The sequence below is a fragment of the Bacteroidota bacterium genome (assembly GCA_023957335.1).
Classification (GTDB): Bacteria; Bacteroidota; Bacteroidia; order NS11-12g; family UBA955; genus JALOAG01.
In genome coordinates, this window is record JAMLHC010000001.1 from 381,748 (window position 1) to 405,615 (window position 23,868).

The 23,868-nt window shown below is 37.4% G+C and carries 25 protein-coding genes; 17 read left to right on the forward strand and 8 right to left on the reverse strand.

Going from position 1 to position 23,868, the window contains the following annotated elements; all coding sequences use genetic code 11:
* Positions 1-91 precede the first annotated feature (91 nt).
* The 3 genes from M9892_01610 to M9892_01620 all read right to left on the reverse strand — a co-directional run bounded on the left by M9892_01610 (position 92) and on the right by M9892_01620 (position 3,693).
* Complete coding sequence (locus M9892_01610) at positions 92-868, reverse strand: TatD family hydrolase (GenBank protein ID MCO5253046.1); 777 nt, start codon at positions 866-868, stop codon at positions 92-94.
* A complete protein-coding gene (locus M9892_01615) occupies positions 862-1,635 on the reverse strand; it encodes an enoyl-CoA hydratase/isomerase family protein (GenBank protein ID MCO5253047.1) in 774 nt (257 codons plus the stop codon). Before M9892_01615 ends, M9892_01610 begins: the two co-directional genes overlap by 7 nt.
* Positions 1,636-1,722: 87 nt before the next feature.
* Complete coding sequence (locus M9892_01620) at positions 1,723-3,693, reverse strand: GNAT family N-acetyltransferase (GenBank protein MCO5253048.1); 1,971 nt, start codon at positions 3,691-3,693, stop codon at positions 1,723-1,725.
* A 170-nt stretch (positions 3,694-3,863) separates the two neighbouring features.
* Here M9892_01620 and M9892_01625 point away from each other — a divergent pair, with 170 nt between their 5' ends.
* The 9 genes from M9892_01625 (at position 3,864) to M9892_01665 (ending at position 11,857) form a co-directional block, all read left to right on the forward strand.
* Positions 3,864-4,298, forward strand: coding sequence for a hypothetical protein (locus tag M9892_01625; protein ID MCO5253049.1), 435 nt, complete (start codon positions 3,864-3,866; stop codon positions 4,296-4,298).
* 72 nt (positions 4,299-4,370) lie between these two features.
* Positions 4,371-5,663, forward strand: a complete 1,293-nt coding sequence (locus M9892_01630; protein ID MCO5253050.1) for an aminopeptidase P N-terminal domain-containing protein — start codon at positions 4,371-4,373, stop codon at positions 5,661-5,663.
* Between the two features lie 91 nt (positions 5,664-5,754).
* Positions 5,755-6,579 (forward strand): outer membrane protein assembly factor BamD, encoded by an 825-nt coding sequence (gene bamD / locus M9892_01635; protein MCO5253051.1) that lies wholly within the window; start codon positions 5,755-5,757, stop codon positions 6,577-6,579.
* A gap of 12 nt (positions 6,580-6,591) precedes the next feature.
* On the forward strand, positions 6,592-6,930 hold the full coding sequence (locus M9892_01640) for a DNA-directed RNA polymerase subunit omega (protein MCO5253052.1): 339 nt from the start codon (positions 6,592-6,594) through the stop codon (positions 6,928-6,930).
* The gene (gene coaBC, locus M9892_01645; GenBank protein ID MCO5253053.1) at positions 6,920-8,110 is read left to right on the forward strand and encodes a bifunctional phosphopantothenoylcysteine decarboxylase/phosphopantothenate--cysteine ligase CoaBC; all 1,191 of its coding nucleotides are present in this window, start codon (positions 6,920-6,922) and stop codon (positions 8,108-8,110) included. The genes M9892_01640 and coaBC overlap by 11 nt, the downstream gene beginning before the upstream one ends.
* On the forward strand, positions 8,107-9,015 hold the full coding sequence (locus tag M9892_01650; protein ID MCO5253054.1) for a DUF4835 family protein: 909 nt from the start codon (positions 8,107-8,109) through the stop codon (positions 9,013-9,015). The genes coaBC and M9892_01650 overlap by 4 nt, the downstream gene beginning before the upstream one ends.
* The gene (locus M9892_01655) at positions 9,012-10,064 is read left to right on the forward strand and encodes a 3-dehydroquinate synthase (GenBank protein ID MCO5253055.1); all 1,053 of its coding nucleotides are present in this window, start codon (positions 9,012-9,014) and stop codon (positions 10,062-10,064) included. The genes M9892_01650 and M9892_01655 overlap by 4 nt, the downstream gene beginning before the upstream one ends.
* A complete protein-coding gene (locus M9892_01660) occupies positions 10,061-11,305 on the forward strand; it encodes a 3-phosphoshikimate 1-carboxyvinyltransferase (protein MCO5253056.1) in 1,245 nt (414 codons plus the stop codon). Before M9892_01655 ends, M9892_01660 begins: the two co-directional genes overlap by 4 nt.
* A 108-nt stretch (positions 11,306-11,413) precedes the next feature.
* The gene (locus tag M9892_01665; protein ID MCO5253057.1) at positions 11,414-11,857 is read left to right on the forward strand and encodes an Hsp20/alpha crystallin family protein; all 444 of its coding nucleotides are present in this window, start codon (positions 11,414-11,416) and stop codon (positions 11,855-11,857) included.
* A 125-nt stretch (positions 11,858-11,982) separates the two neighbouring features.
* Here the strand turns inward: M9892_01665 and M9892_01670 are convergent, their stop codons facing one another.
* Complete coding sequence (locus M9892_01670; GenBank protein MCO5253058.1) at positions 11,983-12,405, reverse strand: hypothetical protein; 423 nt, start codon at positions 12,403-12,405, stop codon at positions 11,983-11,985.
* Positions 12,406-12,972: 567 nt separating this feature from the next.
* On the opposite strand from M9892_01670, the gene M9892_01675 reads away from it, so the two are divergent.
* The 5 genes from M9892_01675 (at position 12,973) to M9892_01695 (ending at position 16,313) form a co-directional block, all read left to right on the forward strand.
* Positions 12,973-13,461 carry a T9SS type A sorting domain-containing protein gene (locus tag M9892_01675; GenBank protein MCO5253059.1) on the forward strand — a complete coding sequence of 163 codons (489 nt, stop codon included), beginning with the start codon at positions 12,973-12,975 and terminating at the stop codon, positions 13,459-13,461.
* Positions 13,462-13,466: 5 nt separating this feature from the next.
* Positions 13,467-14,507: a DUF1566 domain-containing protein gene (locus tag M9892_01680; GenBank protein MCO5253060.1), complete on the forward strand. Its 1,041-nt coding sequence runs from the start codon at positions 13,467-13,469 to the stop codon at positions 14,505-14,507.
* Positions 14,508-14,567: 60 nt separating this feature from the next.
* A complete protein-coding gene (locus tag M9892_01685; GenBank protein ID MCO5253061.1) occupies positions 14,568-14,909 on the forward strand; it encodes a four helix bundle protein in 342 nt (113 codons plus the stop codon).
* A gap of 50 nt (positions 14,910-14,959) precedes the next feature.
* On the forward strand, positions 14,960-15,358 hold the full coding sequence (locus M9892_01690) for a hypothetical protein (GenBank protein ID MCO5253062.1): 399 nt from the start codon (positions 14,960-14,962) through the stop codon (positions 15,356-15,358).
* A gap of 154 nt (positions 15,359-15,512) precedes the next feature.
* Positions 15,513-16,313 carry a hypothetical protein gene (locus tag M9892_01695; protein MCO5253063.1) on the forward strand — a complete coding sequence of 267 codons (801 nt, stop codon included), beginning with the start codon at positions 15,513-15,515 and terminating at the stop codon, positions 16,311-16,313.
* Positions 16,314-16,431: 118 nt separating this feature from the next.
* On the opposite strand, the gene M9892_01700 is transcribed toward M9892_01695, so the two are convergent.
* The gene (locus tag M9892_01700; protein MCO5253064.1) at positions 16,432-16,584 is read right to left on the reverse strand and encodes a hypothetical protein; all 153 of its coding nucleotides are present in this window, start codon (positions 16,582-16,584) and stop codon (positions 16,432-16,434) included.
* Positions 16,585-16,628: 44 nt separating this feature from the next.
* On the opposite strand from M9892_01700, the gene M9892_01705 reads away from it, so the two are divergent.
* The 3 genes from M9892_01705 (at position 16,629) to M9892_01715 (ending at position 20,787) form a co-directional block, all read left to right on the forward strand.
* Positions 16,629-17,450 (forward strand): 1-acyl-sn-glycerol-3-phosphate acyltransferase, encoded by an 822-nt coding sequence (locus M9892_01705; GenBank protein ID MCO5253065.1) that lies wholly within the window; start codon positions 16,629-16,631, stop codon positions 17,448-17,450.
* Positions 17,450-18,376: a GNAT family N-acetyltransferase gene (locus M9892_01710; GenBank protein ID MCO5253066.1), complete on the forward strand. Its 927-nt coding sequence runs from the start codon at positions 17,450-17,452 to the stop codon at positions 18,374-18,376. Before M9892_01705 ends, M9892_01710 begins: the two co-directional genes overlap by 1 nt.
* Positions 18,377-18,540: 164 nt before the next feature.
* On the forward strand, positions 18,541-20,787 hold the full coding sequence (locus M9892_01715; GenBank protein MCO5253067.1) for a S46 family peptidase: 2,247 nt from the start codon (positions 18,541-18,543) through the stop codon (positions 20,785-20,787).
* A gap of 59 nt (positions 20,788-20,846) precedes the next feature.
* Here the strand turns inward: M9892_01715 and M9892_01720 are convergent, their stop codons facing one another.
* The 3 genes from M9892_01720 to hscA are packed head-to-tail and all read right to left on the reverse strand — an operon-like array spanning position 20,847 to position 23,860.
* The gene (locus tag M9892_01720; protein MCO5253068.1) at positions 20,847-21,287 is read right to left on the reverse strand and encodes a DUF2007 domain-containing protein; all 441 of its coding nucleotides are present in this window, start codon (positions 21,285-21,287) and stop codon (positions 20,847-20,849) included.
* Positions 21,288-21,300: 13 nt separating this feature from the next.
* Entirely contained in the window at positions 21,301-21,996 is a 696-nt protein-coding gene (locus M9892_01725; protein ID MCO5253069.1) for a PorT family protein, read from the reverse strand.
* Positions 21,989-23,860 carry a Fe-S protein assembly chaperone HscA gene (hscA, locus tag M9892_01730; GenBank protein ID MCO5253070.1) on the reverse strand — a complete coding sequence of 624 codons (1,872 nt, stop codon included), beginning with the start codon at positions 23,858-23,860 and terminating at the stop codon, positions 21,989-21,991. Before hscA ends, M9892_01725 begins: the two co-directional genes overlap by 8 nt.
* Between the last annotated feature and the right edge of the window lie 8 nt (positions 23,861-23,868).

Consider the following 23,868-nt stretch of genomic DNA (forward strand, 5'->3'; position numbering starts at 1 on the left):
TTGTGTGCAAGAATATGAGATTCACGCAAGGCAGCATCAATCAAGAAGATTCACGTTTTGCTTATATCAAACTATGCCTCACTTGACAGCTTTAAACTCTAAATAATTGCTTTGCATTTCTATGAGTAATATCTGCAATCTCCTCGAGAGTCATACCCTTAACCTCAGCCAACTTCTCTGCAACATGTAAAATAAAGGCACTTTCGTTTCGTTTGCCACGCATAGGAACGGGTGCCAAATAGGGTGAATCTGTTTCTAATACAATACGGTCTAAATCAAGCTGCTTAAGAACTTCATCCAATCCGGCTTTTTTGTATGTCAACACACCTCCAATCCCTAAATACAGTCCTAAATCAAGAATTTGTTTTGCTTGTTCGATAGTGCCTGTAAAACAATGGAAAACACCTGAAATTCCTTTGTTGTGAGGCTTATTCAAAATGGCAATGAGTTCGTTTATAGATTCTCTGGCATGGATAATTATAGGCAAATTCGTTTGTTGGCTCCATTTTACATGCCTTTCAAAAGACTTCACTTGAATGTCAAAAGTGCTTTTGTCCCAATACAAATCAATACCTGTTTCGCCAATGCCATAGTATTGGTTGCGGTTTGCAAAAAGTTCATTTTCAATTTTGTCAAGCACTTCTGCATAATTGTCTTTCACATCACATGGATGTAGTGCGAGCATTGCATACATAAGTCCCGGATATTGTGCAGCCAAAGCATTCATTGGCGCAATGCTATCAAGGTCGATGTTGGGCAGAAAAATTTTCTCAATGCCTGCTGCCTGCGCCCTTGCAATCATATCGCCACGGTCAGCATCAAATTCTGTTACAAACAGGTGGGAGTGCGTGTCAATGAGTTTTACCATTCCAACTTTTCTTTATTCAAAAAGGCAGCAATACCTTTTTTACAATCCTCAGTGGCGCGAGCCTTGGCATTAGTTTGTGCTGCATATTCAAGTGCATTGGCATATTCTGACGGCATTTTATAAAACATTTCTTTGATGAGCTTCATAGAATCTGCGGAGTTGCGCGAAGCAAGTTTATGTGCAAAATCTAACACAAAATCATCTATTTTGTCAAGGGCAACAACTTGATTAATTAATCCCATGTTCATGGCTTCTTCGGCTTTAATCATTCTTCCGGAGAGGAGCATATCTTTGGCTTTCCCTTCGCCAATCTTTTTGCTCAAAAAAACCATCACAATGGCGGGAACAAAACCAATTTTAACTTCTGTATATGCAAAAGTGCTTTGAGGTTCTGCAAAGCTAAAATCACACACAGTAGCCAATCCGCACCCTCCAGCTATGGCCGCCCCTTTTATTTTGGCTATTACCGGCTTGGGAAAAGTATAGATGGTTTGAAATAATTGCATCAGGTGGGTTGAGTCTGCGAGATTTTCGTCATAGGTGTTGTTTTGCAATTTTTGTAAGTATTCCAAATCGGCTCCGGCACAAAAGGATTCACCGGCACCTTCCAAAATCACTACTTTGCATGACTGATTATTTTCTACTTGTGCAAAAGCAGATTTCAACTCACTCACCATCACATCATTGAGGGCATTGTGCTTATCAGGACGATTCATAATCACCCGTGCTATTCGGTTGGCATATTCAATTTTTATCAAATCTGGCATAGTGCACAAAAGTAAGTTATAATTGCTGTTATGTTTTGGGTCTCGTAATTGCGGAACGAGCATATTAACAGCTTTGAAGAGCGTCCATTAGGGTTTGGGATGAACACTCACAAAGCGATCAATATTTCTGGACATTTCAATTCTTGTAACAAAAGATTTTACAATGCGTTCATAGAGTTCATCCCCCAGAATTTTATCTTCAACTCCACCGTCAATATTGGGATTATCATTCACTTCTATTACATACACCTTATCACCCACTACTTTTAAATCCACTCCGTACAAACTATCTCCCATCTGTGCAGCCGCTTTGAGCGCACTATTGAGCACCTTTGCAGGAACTTCTGAGATGGGCATTGTTGCATAAGCTCCTTCTCTGTCTTTTGATTTGGAATTCCAGTTGAGAATTTGCCAATGATTTTTTGCCATAAAATATTTGCATGCATAAAGCGGCTGATTATCAAGCACGCCTATTCTCCAATCAAACTCGGTGGGCAAATACTCTTGTACTAATATCAATTCCGATTTGACAAAAAGATTTTTTAGATTATTCTCTAATTCCTGACGGTTCTTGACCTTGGAAACTCCTATAGAAAAAGACCCGTCAGGGCTTTTGAGTATCATTGGGTATTCTATTCCGATTAGTTCCTTGTCAAGATTGCTATGTTTGTTGAGTACAATGGTTTTGGGTGTAGCGATGTGATTGTGCAACAACCTTTCATAAAGAAATATCTTGTTTGAACAACGCAGAATAGACCAAGGGTCGTCCATTACAACCAATCCCTCTGCATAAGCTTTGCGCGAAAAAAGATAGGTGTGGTTATTTACATCGGTTGTTTCTCTTATGAATAATGCATCAAATTCGCTCAGGCGGTTATAGTCATCTCTTGTAATAAACTCAGCATACACATCACATTCATCTGCGGCATTCTTGAGTCTTTTCAGTGCAAGTCTGTCAGATGGCGGATGAGCTTCATCCGGGTTGATGAGTATGGCAAGACAGTATGTATAATTCTTGAGCTTAGCAATAGAAAATCTTTTGATTTTGAAATATTCTTTGGCATAAGTCTGCACAATTTCGAAATCAGTTGGCTCTATCTCTTTGAGAGTAAGAGGTTTGAGTTTTTTAATCTGCCATTTATCATTGGCAAAAGTGAACTGAACTTGAAACATGAGAATTTCAAACATCTGATAGAGTTTTTTCGACAAAAGTTTATAGCATTCATCCTGAGTTTGTCCAAAATAGACATTAAAAGTATGAATATGAGATTTGCATTTGGCAAGTTCTTTCTGAATCAACTCGTCCAAATCATCTGCAACTGAACGAATCAAATGCAAATCCTTAAAATCACGTATGGTTGTAACGGTTGGAATAACGCGCTGATCCCGAGCAGCTGCGAGTAAAGACACATAATATCCCAAACTTTGGTATCGATAGGAATTGGAAAGGTTGAAAATACGGGCTTTTTTGTCCGCCACATCGTCAATATTATTAATATAATCAGCAGTGGACATGATTTCAACATCTTCAATATTCAAGTTCCATTTCTTGGGGTTGTCCACCACAATTACATTGGTCAATTTGTTATTGGGCAAGTGATTGGTGAGATTGCGCACCATTTTGAATGCATGCCTTCCTTGTGAGTAGTAATCAGGAATCTGTCGCACAAATTCATAACCATGACGTTTATACCATTGAAATAATTCCTCATTTTCGGCATCTAATTCAAGAGAAATATATTGCACATGCTTGGATGTGGCTATATTCACAATATGGTCTAACAATTTCTCGCCTATCCCCATTCCTTGGTATTGGAGCAGAATACCAATAGAATACAACCTGATACTATTCTTATGAAAATGAAGGATAATGCTACCTACAGAATTGACAATTCCGTTTTGAGTTATTTCCGCAATCCAAACTTCTTGAGAGGGGCTTTTCAGACTCCATTGCAATTGCCTTCTATTGCTTTGCTGAAAAGCAGAGAATGCTGATTTTTCAATTGATTCCAGAAGGTCGAGTTCGTTCACTCCTGCCCTTCTAATCGAAATAGTCATCTATGTAATTTGCGATTTTCTAACAGCAATACTATGATTATTTCCTACACATAATCAGTGAGTGTTTAACATGTGCACAAGTATTTGCATTAGACAAATAACGAGAATAAAGCCATTTAAAACCAAACAACAAGAAAGCTAATAAATATGACATTACATTTGTGCACTCTATGCAAGAACGAATATTTACCGTTAGTACTATCAAAGCAGAGGGGTTATTTTATGCTCTCTTTATCATTGCCGCCTTTTTGGGCTTCATTTCTTTGCTTTCTTTCGGTATCACATTCTTAGTCATTTTTGGTGTGATTTTGTCAATTGCTTTTGTTGTGCTGCGAATCAAGTTAGCCGGGAGGTATTATATCAAAGTGAATGACAAAGGCATTGAGTTTCGCACCAATATTTTTAACAAACCGGCTTTTTTGGCATGGGATATCGTTGACAGAGTAAGTTTTCATATTTATGAGATTAATCTTAGATTGAGAAACAGCAACCGTGTGATTAATTTCCAGACCAACTACCTCAATAGCGTAGATGTAGAAGTTTTCACTGAACTTGTTAGAGAACAATTCAAAAGAGTCAGTGCTTGTGATACTATCAAAGCATAGTTTGTTGCATTTGGACGACATTTATTTCCTGCATTTTAATAATCTATTACTTTTGCCTGAAATTTAGAATCCATGAAGTACACACAACTTGACAGTTCAATATTTGTTGAAAATAGAAAAAGATTTACTGAAAAACTCAAACCCGGCAGCATTGCTATCATTACCTCCAACTACGAATACTCTTGGAACGGTGATGCTACGCATAAATTCAAACAAAACTCAGACTTATTTTGGTTGACAGGAATTGATCAAGAAGATTCATTTTTAGTCCTTTTCCCGGACTGCCCAATCACTGAATACAAAGAGGCTCTTTTTTTGGTAGAGACCAATGCTTCCATTGCCACTTGGAACGGACATAAATATACACAAGAAGAAGCTTTCGAAACTTCCGGAATTAAAAATGTATTTTGGAATGACAATTTCCCTGAAAAACTGCGTGCAGTAATCAATATGGCAGAATACGTGTATCTATCAATCAATGAAAACGATCGCTACACTTTCAATTCGCCTTACAAACCATTGGACTTTGCCTATAGCCTGAAAAGAATGTTTCCCTTGCACAAGTACGAACGTGCCGCACCTATTCTTCAACGTTTGCGTTCACTCAAATCAGAAAAAGAGTTGGCAATCATGCGTCAAGCGGTAGCCATACACAAAAAAGCTTTATTAAGGGTATTAAAATTTGTTAAGCCCGGTGTGGGTGAATGGGAGATAGAGGCAGAGTTAATTCACGAGTTTATTAGAAACCGAGGCAATGGACACTCGTTTTCACCTATTGTAGCAAGCGGTCCCTCTGCTTGTGTGTTACATTATGTTGAAAATAATAAAGTATGTGAAGATGGACATTTACTATTGCTTGACACCGGATGTGATTATGCAAATTATGCCAGTGACATGACACGTTGTATGCCCATCAACGGTCGTTTCAGCCCCAGACAAAAGCAAGTTTACAACGCAGTTTTAACCGTGATGCGTCAGGCAAGAGAATTGCTCAAACCGGGCACCATGCTTATGGAATATCACAAAGAAGTGGGTGTCTTGATGGAAAAACAACTGGTTGACTTGGGACTGTTAACCATGAATGACATTCACAATCAAGACCTTAACAATCCTGCATATAAAAAATATTTTATGCACGGAACCTCTCACTTCCTTGGCATTGATGTGCATGATGTAGGAATGCGTTATGAACCCATGCAAGCGGGGATGACTTTTAGCTGCGAGCCCGGCATTTATATCAAAGAAGAAGGGATTGGAGTGAGAATCGAAAATGAGATTTTGATTGGCAAAGAAAAATTCACCGATCTCATGGATGAAGCTCAAATGCCAATTGAAGTCGAAGAGATTGAAGATTTGATGAATTAAGTTATAACAATGGTTATAGCACGTTCTCGAGTCAGATTAAAAACAAATAAAGCAATCGTAATTTTATCTATATTTGCGCGTTTTACAAGAAATGCCTCTGCACTTCATTTTAAATAAGTTTTATCTTTTTATATTCGGGTTGTCAGCCATTGTGATTGCGGGCTGTTCATCCAATAGCAAAATAGCCAAATCGGGCACTCCTGATGAAAAATATGAATTGGCTAAAATCTACTATAAAAAAGGCTCTTATGAGCGAGCACTCCCTATTTTTCAGGAATTGATGGGCAAATTCAGGGAGTCCAACAAAGTAGAGGAAATTTATTATTACATCGCCTACTGTTTTTATGGAATGGGAGATTTTGAAACAGCTGCCAGCCATTTTTATAACTTTACAGAATCCTTTTATAACAGCAGCAAGACAGAGGAATGTTTTTTCATGTATTGCATGTGTCAATACTACGCCTCCGACCCTCCGTACCTTGACCAGAGTTTGACAACAAGAGCCATAGAAAACTTCCAACTCTTTCTTAATTTATTTCCGACAAGCAAATATCGAGAAGAAGCCAATCAAAACATAGACAATCTCAGACGAAAACTTAAGCAAAAAGCCTTTGACAATGCCATGATTTATTATAAGATGGAAGACTACAAGGCTGCCATTGTTACTTTTACAGTATGTCTGGAGACCTATCCTGATATTGAAGAAAAAGAAGAAATTGAGTTTTTGATTTTTAAGAGTGCATACAAATATGCCTCATTGAGCATCAGAGAGAAGCAAATAGAACGTTACACAGATGCCATGAAGTACTATGAAGAATATGTTTCCAACTATCCAAACAGCACAAGCAGCTTTTTTAAGGAAGCCGCTAATTTGAAAGATAAAATATCAGATAACATTAATAAATTAAACAAATAATAACCGTATAAAATGAGCTTATCAGAAATTCAAAAAAAATCAAGAGAAACCGCAGAAGCCTGGGATATTCGCCAACTTGACAAAGACACAAAGAATATTTACAAAACGCTTGCGATTGTATCTAAAAGATCTAATCAACTGACCGTTCAGATTAAGGAAGAATTAACCAAAAAGTTAGAATCCTTTGCTGCAGAACACGACAATTTGGAAGAGATTTTTGAAAACAGAGAACAGATTGAGATTTCTACTTATTACGAAAAACTGCCAAAACCTACCTTGATGGCTTTGGAAGAATTTGTAGAAGACAAAATCTACTACAGAGCACCCGAAACCAACTCGGATGGATTTTAAGGGAAAACGAATCATCATTGGAATTACTTCCAGCATAGCCGCCTACAAAGCGGCTTTTCTCGTTAGGGAGCTTGTCAAATCAAATGCAGAAGTGCAGGTGATTATGACCAAAGATGCAACAGCCTTTGTTACACCCCTAACCTTATCAACCTTATCCAAAAGACCTGTTTATATAGATTTCTTCAAACCGGAAAATGGTGAATGGACAAATCATGTCGAGTTGGGTTTGTGGGCAGACATTATGCTCATAGCTCCAGCTACTGCCAATACATTGGCTAAAATGGCAACCGGAATTTGCGATAACCTATTGTTGGCAACCTATCTATCTGCAAAATGTCCCGTATTCTTTGCCCCCGCAATGGATTTGGACATGTATGCACACCTTACAACCAAAGACAATATCCAAACACTCATAAACCACGGCAATCATCTGATTCCGGCAGTTAACGGTGAACTTGCGAGTGGTTTGTATGGAGAAGGCAGAATGGCTGAACCGGCTGATATTCTTAATATCCTGCAAAATTATTTTAATCCTACTTTAAAGGGTAAGCACATATTAGTAACTGCGGGACCTACTTATGAAAAGATTGACCCTGTACGCTTTATTGGCAACTTCTCCAGTGGCAAAATGGGATTTGCTATTGCGCAAGCATTTGCAGAAAAAGGAGCAATCGTCAACTTAGTCAGCGGCACAACCGGCATCAAAGCTAATCACGCAAATATCAAGGTGCACAGCATTGTGTCGGCTGATGAAATGTTTGACAAGTGTATGAAACTTTTATCCAAATCGGATTACATTGTGATGTCTGCAGCAGTGGCGGATTTCAAGCCTAAATCTATTGCAAAGATAAAAATCAAAAAAGAAAAGTCTGATTTTGATACCATTGAACTGATTCCCAACAAGGACATTCTATTTGAAATGGGAAAAAAGAAGACCACAAAGCAGATTCTAGTAGGTTTTGCACTGGAAGATAGAAACGAAATTGCCAATGCAAAAGCAAAAATAAAGAAGAAAAATTTGGATTTTATTGTGCTTAACTCTATGAATGACAAAGGCGCAGGCTTTGGCTCCGACACCAATAAAGTTACGCTTATAGATAAAAAATCAAAAACAATAGAGTTGCCATTGGCTAGTAAAAATGAAATTGCACGACAACTCGTTGAATTAATTACACAATGAAAAGCATTTTAAACCGCATATTTTTACTTCTGTTTTTGGGGACATCCTTTGTTTCACAGGCACAGGACATGAACTTTAATGTCAATGTCATATCCACACAAGTTCAACTCAGCGATAAAAGTATTTTTACAAGTCTTCAAAATTCCGTAATCCAGTTCCTTAATGGCAGAAAATGGAGCAAAGACCGTTTTTTGCAACAAGAGCGTATCATGGTCAATATGATTATTGAAGTAACCTCGTATGATCCCGGCTCAAATTCGATGATAGCTAACATTCAGTTGCAAAGCCTCAGACCTGTTTACAAATCAGGCTATACATCCATGTTAACCAACTTCCGAGAAGAAGGAGTTTCTTTTACATATCAAGCCTTTCAGTCCATGGATTTTCAGGAGAATAGCAATGTCTATAATCTGACAGGGATATTGGCTTATTATGCCTATATTATTATGGGAATCGACTATGACAGTTTTGGCGAACTTGCGGGAACCCCCTATTACCAACAAGCCAAGAGCATTCTGGATGCTTCTCAAAGTATTCAAGGTTGGCGTCCGAATGACGGAGTACGAGACAAGAACAGATATTATTTGTTGGACAACTTGCTTAATGATCGTTTCAAACCTTTGCGACTGACCATTTATCAATACCATAGGAAAGGGCTTGACATCATGTATAAGGATGTGGAAGCCGGACGTAAGGAGATTGAAGAATCTCTCAAAAATATTCAGGATTTGTGCAGAAGCCAACCCAATTCAATGATGATACGTAATTTCTTCTTGGTTAAACACAACGAAATCATTGAAATTTATAAGCAGGCTACAGTTGCAGAAAAGAACAGAATTATTGACATGCTCAAAAAGATGGATGTAGCCAATGCCGGAGAATATGACAAAATCAGGCAGTCATGACGGATATCAACGGTTTGGAATCTGTTTATTTTTTTGATTCTGTATCAGATTTAAACCTATTTATACAGAAGCAGAATAGCTCACAAATCAATTTTCTGTGCGATTCAAACACCTACCAATATTGCTTCCTACCCTATTTTAACAGTAACACATATTCGGTCATCACTATTGCACCGGGTGACCACAACAAAAACCCGCAACAATTATTCTTTGTTTGTGAAGAATTACTCAAACTACACGCTGACAGAGATGCGCTGCTCATTAATCTTGGGGGCGGCATGGTTTGCGACCTTGGTGGAATGACCGCTTCGATTTTCAAAAGAGGTATCCGATTTATCAATATCCCAACAACCACGCTTGCAATGGCAGATGCAGCATTAGGAGGCAAAACCGGAATCAACTTAGGCTTGGTTAAGAATGCTTTGGGAACTTTCCATCATGCCAATAGTGTATGCATTGCAACAGATTTTATTAAAACTTTACCCCAAAGAGAACACATATCAGGTTTTGCCGAAATAATAAAAATGCTCCTGCTATTTGATTGCAAAGAGTGGAACAAAATTGCACAACACCCCGCCATTCCTGCTGCTGACAATCCTCTCCTATCCGGCTACATCAAAGCTGCCTTGGCTGCAAAAGGAAAAATCGTACAACAAGACCCATTTGAAAAAGGAATACGCAAATCACTTAACTACGGACACAGCATAGGGCATGCTATTGAAGCCGTGTACAATGAAAAATCAGATACACTGCTGCATGGTGAGGCAATATTTTGGGGCATACAATTAGAAAATTTAGTAGCCAATCAGATGGGTATAATGTCGAGCGAATGGGCGGTAAATATTAATTCTACTTTATCTCAAATATTCCCACTTCCTACACAAATCAACAAGATTGATAAGATTATTGAAAGTTTGCGCAACGATAAAAAAAACAAAGACGAAAAAATTCAAATGACTTTGCTAAAAGAACCGGGATTATTTGTCATCAATGTAGAAGTTCCCCTTGATATTGTAAAGCATACACTCAAACACTTCAACAATCTATGAGCAACGCTATCCTGAAATATCACAAAAGCCTTTCCAAGGATTTTGAAATTAATGTGCCGCTATCAAAAAGTATCTATAACCGTCTTCTTATTCTCAAAAAACTCTATTTCCCAAATCTTGTTTTACTGAACAAATCCGACTCCAATGACAGTATATTGTTAGAGAATCTTCTGACTCAATCTTTTAATAATACAACACTTGAAGCTCAAGATGCCGGAACGGTCTTCAGATTTTTAACTGCATTGTTAGCAATTTCTCCATCAAATTGTTTGTTAACCGGCACTTCCAGAATGAAAGAGCGACCTATTGCAGGTTTGGTTGAGATGTTACAAAACATAGGCGCACAAATAACTTATGAAGAAACGCACGGATTTCCACCGTTGAGAATCAATGGAAAACCTTTGACAGGAGGTATTACTCTAAAAACAGAAAATAAGCAAAGCAGTCAATTTTATTCTGCAATGGCAATGATTGCCCCCGCTTTCTCCAAAGGTCTTACCCTTGTTTTGCCTGAGAACTTGGGTTCAAAACCATATTGGGACATGACGCTCAAATGTATGGAGCAGCTTCGCATACCCTTTACCCGGCAAGATGAATTACAATTTTTCTTTCCTCATTTTGAAAAAAATACAAGTATAATTGAGTATGAAACTGAACGCGATTGGAGCGCTGCATCTTTTTTCATTTTGCTACCTTTATTGATTCGCGACTTGAATATTACGATTAACGGACTATCCGTCAACAGCATACAAGGAGATAGCGCTTTTATTATCAAATATGCGAACGCTCTCGGCTTGGGCTTCAAACCAGCCCAAAAGGGAATCAGATTTTTTAATAATAAACAAATCACACACTTATCACACTTAGATTTTGCTGACTCTCCTGATTTAAGTATGAATTTTATTGTGGTGCTGGCATTATTGCAACATGATTGTATATTCTCAGGCTTGGAATCATTGGCACTCAAAGAGAGCAACCGCAGTTCAGCACTGCAAAAAGAATTGAAAAAATCCGGAATACGATTTTATCAAGACGGGAAAAATTGGCGATTAGAAACAAAAGACATCCACATTCCTCAGGTGATTGAATTTGACACCTACGAAGACCACAGAATAGCTATGGCTCTGAGTTATTTTGCTTTGTTTGCACATATTCAAATCAATCAGCCGGAGGTTGTCAGCAAATCCTTTCCAAATTTCTGGATAGAAGCTGCAAAAACAGGAATTCAATCATCAAATTAAGACTTTTTGTCTTTCTAACCCCTTACTGCAAGACACTTTGTCCTCTTTTTCACTTTGGAACAAGATTCGACAATGTTGTTATTAAAGAACAAATTAATATTTAAAGTTATGGCACTTATTAAATTTAACAATCACGATTTATTCCCAACATTTAATCGCGATGTATGGGACAATTTCTTCAATGAAGACATCTTTGACAAAGGTTTAAAATTAGGCACTACAATGCCCGCAATCAATGTTAAAGAAACAGACAAGAGTTATAAACTCGAAGTAGCAATCCCGGGACTCAAAAAAGATGATTTTAGCATCCATGTAGAAAATGGGATTTTGACAATCTCATCTGAAAGCAAACAAGAGAAGGAAGAGAAAGATGGAGAGAAAGTAACCCGAAGAGAGTTCAGTTATTCTTCATTCAGCAGAAGTTTTTCTTTACCCGAAAATGCAGATGAAAGCAATGTAAATGCTGCCTATCAAAATGGAATTTTGGAGATCGATGTATTGAAAAAACAATCTATTCAAACACCCGGTAAACGCACAATCGAAATCAAATAATTAATCTGAGAATAACATAAAAAGAGGTTTGGAATTATCCAAACCTCTTTTTTTTGCAATGACTTAAACAAAAAAAGCGCACCCAATCGGATACGCTTTCAATAGTTTAGTTTAAAACTACACGCTTAATAAAAATTGTAGGTTGTACTGCTTTGACAGTTAGCACCTTCGAACTTCCATTCTGTTGTTTTACCGGTAGAAATACCGTACATAGTAGTGTAACCGGAGCCTGTGTTTACATAAGCTTCATCCCATGCACCCAAAGTTCCTTTCCAAACTCCGTCAACATAAATATCAATATTAAAATCGGTATAATTTGATAAGTAGATACGACAAGTAGAAGATCCATAACCACGTGATGTAGTAGCATTATCAGTGGTTGGACGATCAACTTTAATGTTGGGATTAGAACCACGCGTTGGAGTAACTTTTGTTTGATGTAAATCAATTTTAGTTTTAGGAGGATTCTGCGCAAACGCTGTGGCAGAGATTGAAATCATTGCAATGAATGCTACTGCATAAATCATTGTTCTTTTAATTCTTTTCATAATCTATAAATTTTGTTTTTACAGCAACAAACATAAATGTTTTTCATGTCGTTGCAAGAATAACCTATTAATTTTTTTTTAAAAACACTCAAGTTAATCAGACAAGCGTAATTGACAACAGAAAAACAACCATTGCTTCCACGGTGGGTATTTTTAGTACATCACAGGCTGTTTCTTTTAATTTAGCCGACAAATCAAGTCTTTTCCAAATTGAATCCAAATTAGATTTTGTCCTTTGTTTTTACCGGCATCAAAAACAAATCCAATTCTATTTGGGTTTATCAAATCAATCTTCGAATTCTTAATATCCATATTCTTTACTCTATTAAATATCTAAATTTTATTTGCAGTAAAATTATCTGCAATATATAATCAATAACAATGAAACAGAATACGGTTTTATGTCAAAAAATAAATTCACTTGCGTGAAAGGGAAGAATGGTTTAGTATTGCGCATGTTTAGGAGTTAGCGTTCATTGGTGTGACGAGTTAACAGCAAAATCATACTTCTGACGGGGCGGTTTCCGAAAAGCCAAACGAGTAGGAATAATTAAAAAACAAAACAATATGACAAAAAACAAATCAAGACCCGTAGCTATGTTAATGGCAGGACTGCTATGGGCAGGCTTTGCACAAGCTCAAGAGTCTGCCAATTCATCTGGTGGTGATGCCACGGGAAGCGGAGGAACTGTTGCTTACAGTATCGGACAGGTAGTTTACACAACCAACACTGGAAGTAATGGAAGTGTAGCACAGGGCGTGCAACATGCCTACGAAATTTTTACGGTAGGAATTAAAGAAACTGAATTGAATATCTCGCTTTCCGTTTTTCCAAACCCGACAACGGATAATTTAACCTTGCAAATAAGCGATTACAACAACGAGAAATTGTCTTACCAGCTATTTGATATACAAGGGAAACAGTTAAGCAACGGACAAATAGTAGCACAGCAAACTCAAATAAACATGAATAGTTTGCCAACAGCTACTTACTTTATAAACGTTGTAAACCAAGAAAATAAAAAAGTTCAATCATTTAAAATTATTAAAAACTAAAAACAATGAAAAAGATAATTACAATATGTGCAGTATTATTAATGACTGCAAGTTTATGGGCACAGAGCCCCGAAAAAATGAGCTACCAAGCCGTTGTGCGTGACGGAAATAATGCACTAGTTACCTCTACTGCCGTAGGAATGCAGATAAGCATACTACAAGGTTCTTCAAGTGGAACAGCAGTTTATGTAGAAACCCAAACACCTACTTCCAACATTAATGGTTTAGTAAGTTTAGAAATTGGTTCAGGAACAGTTGTAAGTGGAGACTTTACCACTATCAATTGGGCAAATGGACCTTATTTTATTAAAACTGAAACAGATCCAACAGGCGGTACAAATTACACCATTACCGGCACCAGCCAACTGCTTAGTGTACCGTATGCTTTGCATGCAAAAACGGCTGAAACAATAACAGGTACAATAACCGAAACTGACCCTATTTTTGGTGCATCAGTAGCAAGTGGCATTACTGGAACTGACACTACTTATTGGAACAACAAACAAGACCAATTAGTTGCGGGCACTAACATTACCATAGTTGGTAATACCATAAGTGCCACAGGTGGGGGCTCTACAAACAATTTTCACCTAGGACAAGATACTCTAGGAGGTATTGTATTTTACATTTATATAGGTAGCGATGGCAACCAACACGGGCTTATTGTTAATAAAAATGAAAGCACAGCACAATGGCAAAGTAGTTCTACTACTACTAATGCTACACGCAGTTGGGACGGTGTTTATAACACTGGATTAATGACAGCAAGCCCTGCTGCTAATTATGTAAATGGATTGACTGATGGTGGCTTTACAGACTGGTATTTACCTTCAATTGACGAGTTAAGCTTATTATGGTACAATCGTTTTCACGCCAATAAAGGTTTAAATGACGTAGGTGCAACCCTGCTTTCAAATACTGCCTACTATTGGAGTAGTACGGAGGACGTTGCAACCTACGCATTCTACTTCACCTTCTACTACGGCCGCGCAGGTGGCCTCAATAAGGCAGATACTTATAGTGTGCGTGCCGTTCGGGCTTTTTAACAATTTATCTATTAAACTATTAATAAATACCGCCTTTGGCGGTCGAAAAAATTTTTGACTTTGGCACTTTACTACGATTTACCGGTTTTTAAGGATGTATATAAACTTGTATTGAAGGTTTTTGAATATACCAAAGATTTTCCGCGAGAGTATAAACATACCCTCGGGCAAGACATGAAGCGTGATGCCATACAACTTGTAAGGAGTATTTACAGAGCCAATAAAGCAAAAGAAAAACAGGTGTATCTCGAAGCATTTTTAGACGATTTTGAATTACTAAAATTCGAGATACGCCTTAGCGTGGATATGAAAATATTGGCAATAAAAAAGCAAGCCGAGCTATCGGGATTAATGGATAGCATAGGCAAACAAATTACCGGTTGGCGAAATGCTAATCGGTAAATGCCGGAATGTCTTGTCCTAAAATAGGTTTACACAAAAAAGTGTAAAACATGGACAATAAAATCATTCAAAAAGCAGGTAAATATTTTACCGTAGAGGAGAAACACAAAATCATTCAGGAGTTAATTGCAACCCAATGTACCAAAGTTGAAATTTGGGAAAAGTACACAGGCGAAGAAGAAGAGCATGGACAGCTGCTTCGCTGGATGCGGCAATTAGGCTACAACACCGGAATTAAAACCAGAATACCTAACATTGTGTCAAATTTATATCCGATGGCACAGAAGAAAACAAAGCCAGATAAGCCGGTTAACAATGATGAAGAATCTTTTGAGAACCTGCAACTAAAGAAACGAATAGCTGAATTAGAAAAGCAATTGAAAGATGCCGAGTTAAAAGCAATAGCCTTCTCCACGATGGTAGATATTGCAGAAAGTGACTTGTCCTGAAATAGGTTGACAGAATTGTTAACTTTATTTCGCACAAAAAATGAGTCAAAAAAGAAAAGCAAAAGCAGAAATAGTAGTTGAGCATTTTTATGCCATCAAACACTTTTTTTAAATACTTAACTAAATACTTTTGCTCCTGTAAAAAGAATCTAAAATGACAGAATTGTATTACACAAAAAAATATTCTACTACTAATTTAACTATCATTAGCATCCTATTGGTTGCATTAGTTTGTGTTATAGTTTATTTTACAACAGAAACGTCAGGCAGCTTGCTGATTAGCATTTTTATAGCAATAACTCTTGCACTATTTATAGTTGCCGGGAAAATTGACATCACAGAATTAACTTTACAAGTCAGTGACGACTCAATAATCATAACTAAGCACAAGGCAAAAAAAGAAATCATTATTCCTTTTTTCGAAATCACCTCATTTAAAGCTATCGAAATTGAAAGCCCTAATGCAAATTCTAACTTTAAAGTTGCTATTAAAGAAATGACTCTTTTATGGAGAAACAACAAGTTTACCATGAAGGAAGAAATAGCCGTTCCTTCTGAAAAAGCGCTTCTTCAAAAATACAATAGGTTTGCTTCTATGCTTTGCGATTTACTGAATGACTATAAAGAAAAAAACACGTTAACTTTTCACACACAATTTGAGCAGGGCTATGTTGAAGGCGAAGAAACAGAAGACAGCATTGAATTTCTCAAAGAACAAGATCGAAAAAACACATTTATTGGCTCTACTTGGTTTTTTGTTACGGCATCTGTTGCTATGTTATTTGCTTCATTTTTTGCTGTAGATTCATTTTTCATTTCTAAAAAACCTCTTAAAGTAGATGATTGGGTACATATATCTATTGGAGTTGGAGCATGGGGCGCCTCCTTTTCAGCATGGAATGTGCGTAGAAAATTAAAAAAGCGTATTAAAGACAATTCTTCGGGCAAAATCTAAGTAAAATCAGCCCTATCATTTGGTTTTATGTAAATAGAATTTATTTTAATCGTACATTAATACTTTCATCAACTTACAATGTTCATTTACAAGTAAGTATCAGATTTTCAATATATTTTTAATTAATTTCTCTCCGGTAGATTATTCTCAGAATATCTATATTTGTCCCAAGAAATAATATTGGGATTGAGCATTGCACACCCATCAAACAATCATCAAAGGCATCTGCCGACTTCATTTCAAACTGTTCGACAGGTTGAGGATTTGTCATATTATTTCATTTATAATATCATGTTAGTTTCGTAAAATTATCGCATGACCCCAACCTGCAAAATAATAGACGTTGACAAATTGATTCAAGAGAAGAATCCAACACTCTTGAAAGTGATGCCTTCGTTTGTTATCAATTATCTTAAGAAGATTCTTCACGAGGATGATATCAATCAATTTCTTTTGGAAAACAAAGATAAAAATCCCATTGAGTTTAGCATAGCTGTCATGGACAAATTCAATATTCAATTAGAATACGAAGGTTTGGAACATGTTCCGGATAAAGGCGGAGCAATTATTACCATGAATCACCCGTGGGGTGGAATGGATGCGATGGCTTTGGTTTCCGTTTTACGCGAGAAAAGACCCGATATCAAATTTATTGTAAATGATGTACTGATGCATTTGGACAATTTGGCACCCATCTTTGTTGGGGTAAATAAATTTGATAAAACCGGAAGCGGTTCACTAAAGTCAGTTGAAGAAACCTTTGCAGGTGAAAACCTATTGGGAATTTTTCCGGCAGGCTTGGTAAGCAGAAAAATCAGTGGTGAAATCAAAGACTTGGAATGGAAAAAGACTTTTATCACCCGATCCATCAAATATGACAAACTCATTGTCCCTGCCTACATTGATGGCAAATTGAGTAACTTCTTTTACAATCTTTCCAACATACGCAAGAAACTTGGCATCAAAGCCAATATTGAGATGCTGTATTTAGTGAATGAGATGTACAAACAAGACAGTGAAAAAATAAAAATTAAATTTGGCGAGCCTATACATGCCGGTAGTTTTGACAAATCCAAAAGCCACTTGGAATGGGCGCAAGAAATTAAAAACAAAGTGTATCAACTAAAAGATTTATAATGCCTACGAAAGAAGCCATCATAGCTCCTATTGACAGGAGTTTAATCAAAAGTGAATTAACGCCCGAAAGATTCGGGAAAAAGACACGCAAAGGAAATAATGAGATTTACATTATTAACCAACACAATTCACCCAATATCATGCTCGAGATTGGCAGATTGCGCGAATTATCTTTCAGACACTCTGGCGGAGGAACCGGCAAGTCTGTTGATATTGACGAATACGACAAAATCGAACATTGTTATCATCAACTTATTGTTTGGTCGCCTGAAGATGAGGAGATTGTAGGTGGAATGAGATTTATGATTTGCAAGGATATTATTCCACAGGATAAAGGAGCCTTTATCCCGATGTCCACTTCACATTATTTCAGCTATTCCCAAAAATTTATTGATGAATACCTTCCATATACAATTGAGTTAGGCAGAAGCTGGGTGCAACCACAGTATCAACCTTCTGTCAACCCGCGCAAAGGCATTTTTTCATTAGATAATATATGGGACGGATTGGGGCACCTGGTGATTGCCAATCCGAACATCAAGTATTTTTTTGGCAAAGTTACTATGTATCCGGATTTTGACAGAGAATCCAGAGATTTCTTACTCTATTTTATTAAAAAATACTTTCCGGACACTGACAATTTAGTTACGTCCAAATATCCCATTACACACCAAAATGACACAAACAAGTTTATGAAATTATTGGATGGCTTGGATTTTAATGAAGGCTATAAAGTTCTCAATACTTTTGTTCGTGAAAAGGGTGAAAACATTCCTCCATTAATGAATGTTTACATGCATTTGTCTCCAACCATGAAATCTTTTGGCACTGCGCTCAACCCTGACTTCGGAGGTGTGGAAGAAACCGGTATCATTGTTACCATCGCTGATATTTATCCTGAAAAGAAAGAGCGACATTTGAATTAAAATAATGCGTATCGAATCCGACACAGAAATCCATTTTATTGCCTTAAAAGAACGAACACGGGCACTCATCGAACAAAGTATAAAGTAATCCTATTGGGTTGCAATAAAATGAAGAAAAACCAAGTAATTGCAACACTATAATCAAGAAACATAAAATATAGATAATGAGGAAGTTAATTTTTTTATTGACAATTGTTTTGCAGTTTTTCACTGTATCTGCAGACGAAGGAATGTGGATTTTGTCTTTGCTGAACAAGCAAGAGGCAGCCATGAAAGCCAAAGGATTGAAGTTGAGTGTCGATGACATTTACAATGTAAACAAATCTTCTGTGAAAGATGCTATTGTTTGGTTCAATGGCGGTTGTACCGGTGAAATTGTTTCAAATGAAGGGCTTCTTCTTACTAATCACCATTGTGGTTATGATGTGATTGCTGGACTTAGTACACCCGAAGACAATATTCTTGACAACGGCTATTATGCCAAAACCAAAGCTGATGAGAAAAAACCAAAATCTGCTCTTTCGGTTTCTATCCTTCAAAAGATTGAAGATGTAACTGCTGCTGTATTGGCAGAACTAAAAGATATCAAAGACGAGAGTGCTCGTGCAGCCAAAATTGATGAGTTAAGCAAAAAATACAAACTAGAATACGGAAAAGACGACCCATTTTTGGATGTAAGATTGTATGAAATGTTCAAAGGCAATCAGTATTTTGTTTTTGTATATGAAAAATTTACCGATGTAAGATTTGTAGGTACTCCTCCTCAGAACGTAGGCAAATACGGAGGCGATTCTGACAATTGGATGTGGCCCAGACACACCGGTGATTTTTCTATTTTTAGGATTTATGCCAACAAAGAAAACAAACCTGCCAATTATAGCCCCGACAATGTGCCGTATAAACCCAAGCATTATTTGCCGGTTTCTCTTAAAGGTGTTTCTGAAGGAGATTTTGCTATGATTATAGGTTTCCCGGGCAGGACCAACAGATATGAGTTTGCAGAAGCCGTAAAACTATCACTTGACCAATCTAATATGAGCATTGTGGATATGAGAAATATCCGTTTAACAGAATGGCGAAAAGTAATGGACAAGGATGTAGCTACCCGCCTGAAACTTTCTTCCCGTTATGCAAGTGTTGCCAATTATTGGAAATACTATATCGGGCAGACAGAACAATTGAAAAAGCTGAAAGTGTATGACGAAAAGAAATCAGAAGAAAATCTCTTCCAAAGTTGGGCTAATAACAAAACTGAGTACAAAGACATTTTGAGCCATATACAAAGCTCTGTGGATGCGTATCGCCCTTACGCCAAGCATTTGTACTACATTGCCGAAGGCGTCTTCACACCGGAAATTATGGCAATGGCGCGTTATATTTATGCCATCAACAATAGCTATAAAGAACAAGACCAGACAAGTCTTGATAAAAATATCAATGCGTTCAAAACTGCCATTCAAAATAGGGATTGGAACCCTTTGTTGTGGGAGGCAGATCAACGGATATTCGCCAGAATCGTTTACAAATATTATACTGACATCGCCAAAGACCAGCAACCGGAGTTGATGTCCAAAATTGCCAAGAAATACAAATTTGACAAGGATGGAGAAGCAGGAGCCTATAAGTTTGCGCAAGATTTTTACAAGAAAAGTCATCTAAGCACAAAAGAAAAAGCAGAGAAATTTGCAGCTAAATTAAGCCAGAAGCAATTAGCTAAGGATAACTCATTTGAGTTCTTTAATACGTTTGCAGAGCTATTTAATAATACTATTTTACCTAAGTACAGAATATACTTGGGCTCTTTGAATGAAAATGGCAGAACTTATATCAAAGGTCTGATGGAGATGCAAACCATGCAACCTGTAATTACGAACGAAAACGGCAAAGCAACCCTTATTACCGGAGACACCTATGAGTCTATGAAAGCAATGGAGACATTCACCAAAAAAGAATTATATCCTGACGCAAACTCATCTATCAGACTCACTTATGGAACAGTCAAAGGTTACGTGCCAAAAGATGCTGTTTATTATGATTATACTACCAATATGGAAGGTGTATTAGAAAAATACGTTCCGGGTGATATTGAATTCGATTTAAGCCCTACCTTCTTAAAGCTCGCAAGAGAGAAAAACTATGGACAATATGCCGACAAAAACGGTAAACTGAAAATAAACTTCCTTACCGACAATGACATTACCGGAGGAAATTCAGGCTCTCCTATGATGAACGCAAATGGAGAATTGATAGGACTTGCTTTTGACGGAAATTGGGAAGCGATGAGCGGGGACATCTATTTTGATGCCACCTACAAGCGCACCATTGCGGTTGATATTCGCTATGTGTTGTGGTGTATTGACATCTTGGGTGGCGCCCCTCATATTGTATCTGAAATGACTATTGTAAAATAGTGATTGACCTTGGGCAAGGGTTAGGTTGCGGCTTAACCCTGCAATGCAAAATTTATTTTCTACTTTTTAATGAGTTCTGATTTGTCAAAACTTGCAAGGCAGTAGTCGCAAATGATTTTATGCGATTTGAGTCCCAGTCCTATAAGCATTTTTTGCCAAAATGATTTCTTTTGTATAATGCTCTTATTATTCTCGTTGAGCTGACCACAAGCAGGACAAACAAACATGGAATTAATTTCATGAAGACCTAAGTCTGTACGTTGGCTTTTGCTCCTATTCAATTCCTGCAGGAGTACATAAGCATCATCAAAATCAGTATTAGCAACCTTTAACACCACACCGCCCAATGCATTAGCATAAAGCATGTTTATGGATTCATTCTCCAAGAAACAGCGAATACCTTGAGTTTCGAGTGTTGATTTAACCAAATAGGCTTCGGTGCTATTGTTAAAGACAGCCAGCGTAACCAATAAAGGTACATTGTTTTTTTGGAGTTTCATAATCCGATTGCTATTAAAAGGTGATATTTAGTGCAACTTGCCAATTACTAAATTTATGTCCTGACGCAAAGTTACCAAGATTTCCGTATTTTTCCATGTCTCGGTTAATGTTTCGCAATCCATATTTCACATACAATGAAAAACCCATTTTGCCATATCCTACGGGAAACTCCACCGGCATTCCTGCAACCGCAGCATAATCCATAACATGCAGGGGCAGCCCATATATCATAGCAATACTTTCTTTATCCATATTTCTGAACATGGACGAACGCGCTAATATGGAGGGTTGTACTCCCAAGAACACACGATATTTGACACTTTCCTTTTCTGAAATTTTGACTTCCTTAAACTTATACTCCAAACCTATCGGAAAATCAAAGTAAATCAGGGCAATACGTTCGATTGCACTGTCGGCACTCTCATTAAACTTAGCTCCTTTAAAACTAAAGCTTACTTCGCTATATAAGGTAAGACTCTTTGATTTGTTAAGAGGCAGTCTATTATAAACACCTCCTGTAAAAGCAAATAGTGGCAAGGGTTTTCGGTACATATCTCCATAAAAACCATTGATGGCATACCCCATCCGAATACCAAGGTCTAGGGATTCTTTCTCATCAGGATTGACATAAAAATAATCTTCTTCTTGCGCAAACATGAAGTTTGAGCCAAGCATCAGAACAAATAATATGTAAACTCTTTTAAACAATTTTATTTCCTCTCAAAGATTTCTGTACAGCTTTGTCCATAAGTCTTTCTGCATAAGGTTTAGAAAACTCATTAAGGGCGTCTTTATATGCAAGTATAGTATCTTTATTTTTCTCCTGCAAGGCTTTCCTTAATTGTTCAATACGCATTCGTGTTCCTTCGACCTCTTGCACCGTCAACCAATCTTTATTTTTGTCTATAAAACGCTCTGTGGTTACAATTAATTGTTGTGAATCGGTGATAGCCTCTTGCACCATTCGCGCTTCCATGTCGCTCTTTGCATGTTTGATAGAGTCCAATAACATCGTCTCTACTTGTTCATCTGTCAGTCCGTATGCAGGTTTAATTTTTATTTCTTGTTTTACTCCTGATCGCAATTCAGCGGCATCCACTGTGAGAATACCGTCAGCATCCAACAAAAAAGTAATCTCGACTTTGGGCAACCCTGCCTGCATGGGTGGAATCCCTTTGAGTTCAAATTGTCCAAGTTTTCTATTGTCTTCCACCAACTCCCTTTCTCCTTGATACACATTGATGATGATACCGGTCTGTCCGTCTCTGGAGGTGGTGTATTGGCGACCGGCTTTGCAAGGGATTTTAGAATTTCTACTGATTAAAAAATCCATTAACCCGCCCAATGTTTCTATTCCCAATGACAAGGGAGTAACATCCAACAATAAGACATCTTTCCTATTTCCGGCAAGCACATCTGCTTCCACAGCAGCCCCCAACGATACCACTTCATCAGGATTGAGCTTATCATTGAGTGTTTCTTTTTCAAAAAATATTTTAACAGCTTCGCAAACAGCCGGCACTCTCGTAGAGCCTCCCACCATAACCACTTCATCAATACCTGCTTTTGTTATCGAGGCATCTGATAAAGCTTGTTTGCATGATTCTATGGTATGGTCAATAAATGGTTGAATAAGCTGATTCAATTCGGTTTTGGTCAAAGACAAAACACCGGAAAAAACTTTACAAGCAATTTCAGTTGTCCAACTGTCTTGAGTTGATAGCGCAACTTTTGCTTGTTCAGCAGTTATCCTGAACTTCTGTGCACTCTTTTTGTCTGTTTTAAGTAAATCAAGACTAAGTCCAGTTTGTGCAATCCAATGATTTACGATAGCATGATCAAAATCATCTCCACCAAGAAAAGTGTTACCATTGGTGGCAAGTACTTCAAAAACTCCATTTTCAATTCTCAGTATTGATATATCAAAAGTTCCTCCTCCCAAATCATATACTGCTATGGTTTTATTGTGTTCTTTGTCCAAACCAATCCCATAAGCAAGACTGGCTGCCGTAGGTTCATTGATGATGCGCAATACATCCAATCCGGCCATTTTGCCGGCATCGCGAGTTGCTTGTCTTTGTGCATCATTAAAATAAGCCGGAACCGTGATAACAGCTTTGTTTACTTCTCCTTTCAATACTTGTGATGCTCTGTCTTTCAATTCCTTCAAAATCAAGGCAGACAATTCAATCGGATTGTAAAATTTATCTCCAATATTAATTTTGACCAATTCATCGTTTTCTTCATCAATAATTCTGTAATGAAAAAAGTCAGATTTGGATTCAACATCTTTGTATGAGCGTCCCAGCAATCTTTTGACAGAATATATAGTGCGTTCCGGAAATAGCTCCAGCATTTCTTTTGCCTTATCGCCCACCACAGCATGATTATTTTCGTCAAAATAAACCACCGAAGGAACAATAGTATGCTGATTGTCAGACAATGCTTTAGGCGCTCCGTTTTCGGTATTACATACAGATACAAGACTATTGGTAGTCCCAAGGTCAATTCCCACTATATACTCAGGCTTCTTGAGCGTGCCTTCTTTTACGTTGATACTAATTCTTGACATTGTGTTTT

What these genes read in the sequence shown, in the direction of transcription:
- M9892_01610 (MCO5253046.1), bottom strand. Translation starts at nt 868, where the DNA reads ATGGTAAAACTCATTGACACGCACTCCCACCTGTTTGTAACAGAATTT.
- M9892_01615 (MCO5253047.1), bottom strand. Translation starts at nt 1,635, where the DNA reads ATGCCAGATTTGATAAAAATTGAATATGCCAACCGAATAGCACGGGTG.
- M9892_01620 (MCO5253048.1), bottom strand. Translation starts at nt 3,693, where the DNA reads ATGACTATTTCGATTAGAAGGGCAGGAGTGAACGAACTCGACCTTCTG.
- M9892_01625 (MCO5253049.1), top strand. Translation starts at nt 3,864, where the DNA reads ATGCAAGAACGAATATTTACCGTTAGTACTATCAAAGCAGAGGGGTTA.
- M9892_01630 (MCO5253050.1), top strand. Translation starts at nt 4,371, where the DNA reads ATGAAGTACACACAACTTGACAGTTCAATATTTGTTGAAAATAGAAAA.
- bamD (MCO5253051.1), top strand. Translation starts at nt 5,755, where the DNA reads ATGCCTCTGCACTTCATTTTAAATAAGTTTTATCTTTTTATATTCGGG.
- M9892_01640 (MCO5253052.1), top strand. Translation starts at nt 6,592, where the DNA reads ATGAGCTTATCAGAAATTCAAAAAAAATCAAGAGAAACCGCAGAAGCC.
- coaBC (MCO5253053.1), top strand. Translation starts at nt 6,920, where the DNA reads ATGGATTTTAAGGGAAAACGAATCATCATTGGAATTACTTCCAGCATA.
- M9892_01650 (MCO5253054.1), top strand. Translation starts at nt 8,107, where the DNA reads ATGAAAAGCATTTTAAACCGCATATTTTTACTTCTGTTTTTGGGGACA.
- M9892_01655 (MCO5253055.1), top strand. Translation starts at nt 9,012, where the DNA reads ATGACGGATATCAACGGTTTGGAATCTGTTTATTTTTTTGATTCTGTA.
- M9892_01660 (MCO5253056.1), top strand. Translation starts at nt 10,061, where the DNA reads ATGAGCAACGCTATCCTGAAATATCACAAAAGCCTTTCCAAGGATTTT.
- M9892_01665 (MCO5253057.1), top strand. Translation starts at nt 11,414, where the DNA reads ATGGCACTTATTAAATTTAACAATCACGATTTATTCCCAACATTTAAT.
- M9892_01670 (MCO5253058.1), bottom strand. Translation starts at nt 12,405, where the DNA reads ATGAAAAGAATTAAAAGAACAATGATTTATGCAGTAGCATTCATTGCA.
- M9892_01675 (MCO5253059.1), top strand. Translation starts at nt 12,973, where the DNA reads ATGACAAAAAACAAATCAAGACCCGTAGCTATGTTAATGGCAGGACTG.
- M9892_01680 (MCO5253060.1), top strand. Translation starts at nt 13,467, where the DNA reads ATGAAAAAGATAATTACAATATGTGCAGTATTATTAATGACTGCAAGT.
- M9892_01690 (MCO5253062.1), top strand. Translation starts at nt 14,960, where the DNA reads ATGGACAATAAAATCATTCAAAAAGCAGGTAAATATTTTACCGTAGAG.
- M9892_01695 (MCO5253063.1), top strand. Translation starts at nt 15,513, where the DNA reads ATGACAGAATTGTATTACACAAAAAAATATTCTACTACTAATTTAACT.
- M9892_01700 (MCO5253064.1), bottom strand. Translation starts at nt 16,584, where the DNA reads ATGACAAATCCTCAACCTGTCGAACAGTTTGAAATGAAGTCGGCAGAT.
- M9892_01705 (MCO5253065.1), top strand. Translation starts at nt 16,629, where the DNA reads ATGACCCCAACCTGCAAAATAATAGACGTTGACAAATTGATTCAAGAG.
- M9892_01710 (MCO5253066.1), top strand. Translation starts at nt 17,450, where the DNA reads ATGCCTACGAAAGAAGCCATCATAGCTCCTATTGACAGGAGTTTAATC.
- M9892_01715 (MCO5253067.1), top strand. Translation starts at nt 18,541, where the DNA reads ATGAGGAAGTTAATTTTTTTATTGACAATTGTTTTGCAGTTTTTCACT.
- M9892_01720 (MCO5253068.1), bottom strand. Translation starts at nt 21,287, where the DNA reads ATGAAACTCCAAAAAAACAATGTACCTTTATTGGTTACGCTGGCTGTC.
- hscA (MCO5253070.1), bottom strand. Translation starts at nt 23,860, where the DNA reads ATGTCAAGAATTAGTATCAACGTAAAAGAAGGCACGCTCAAGAAGCCT.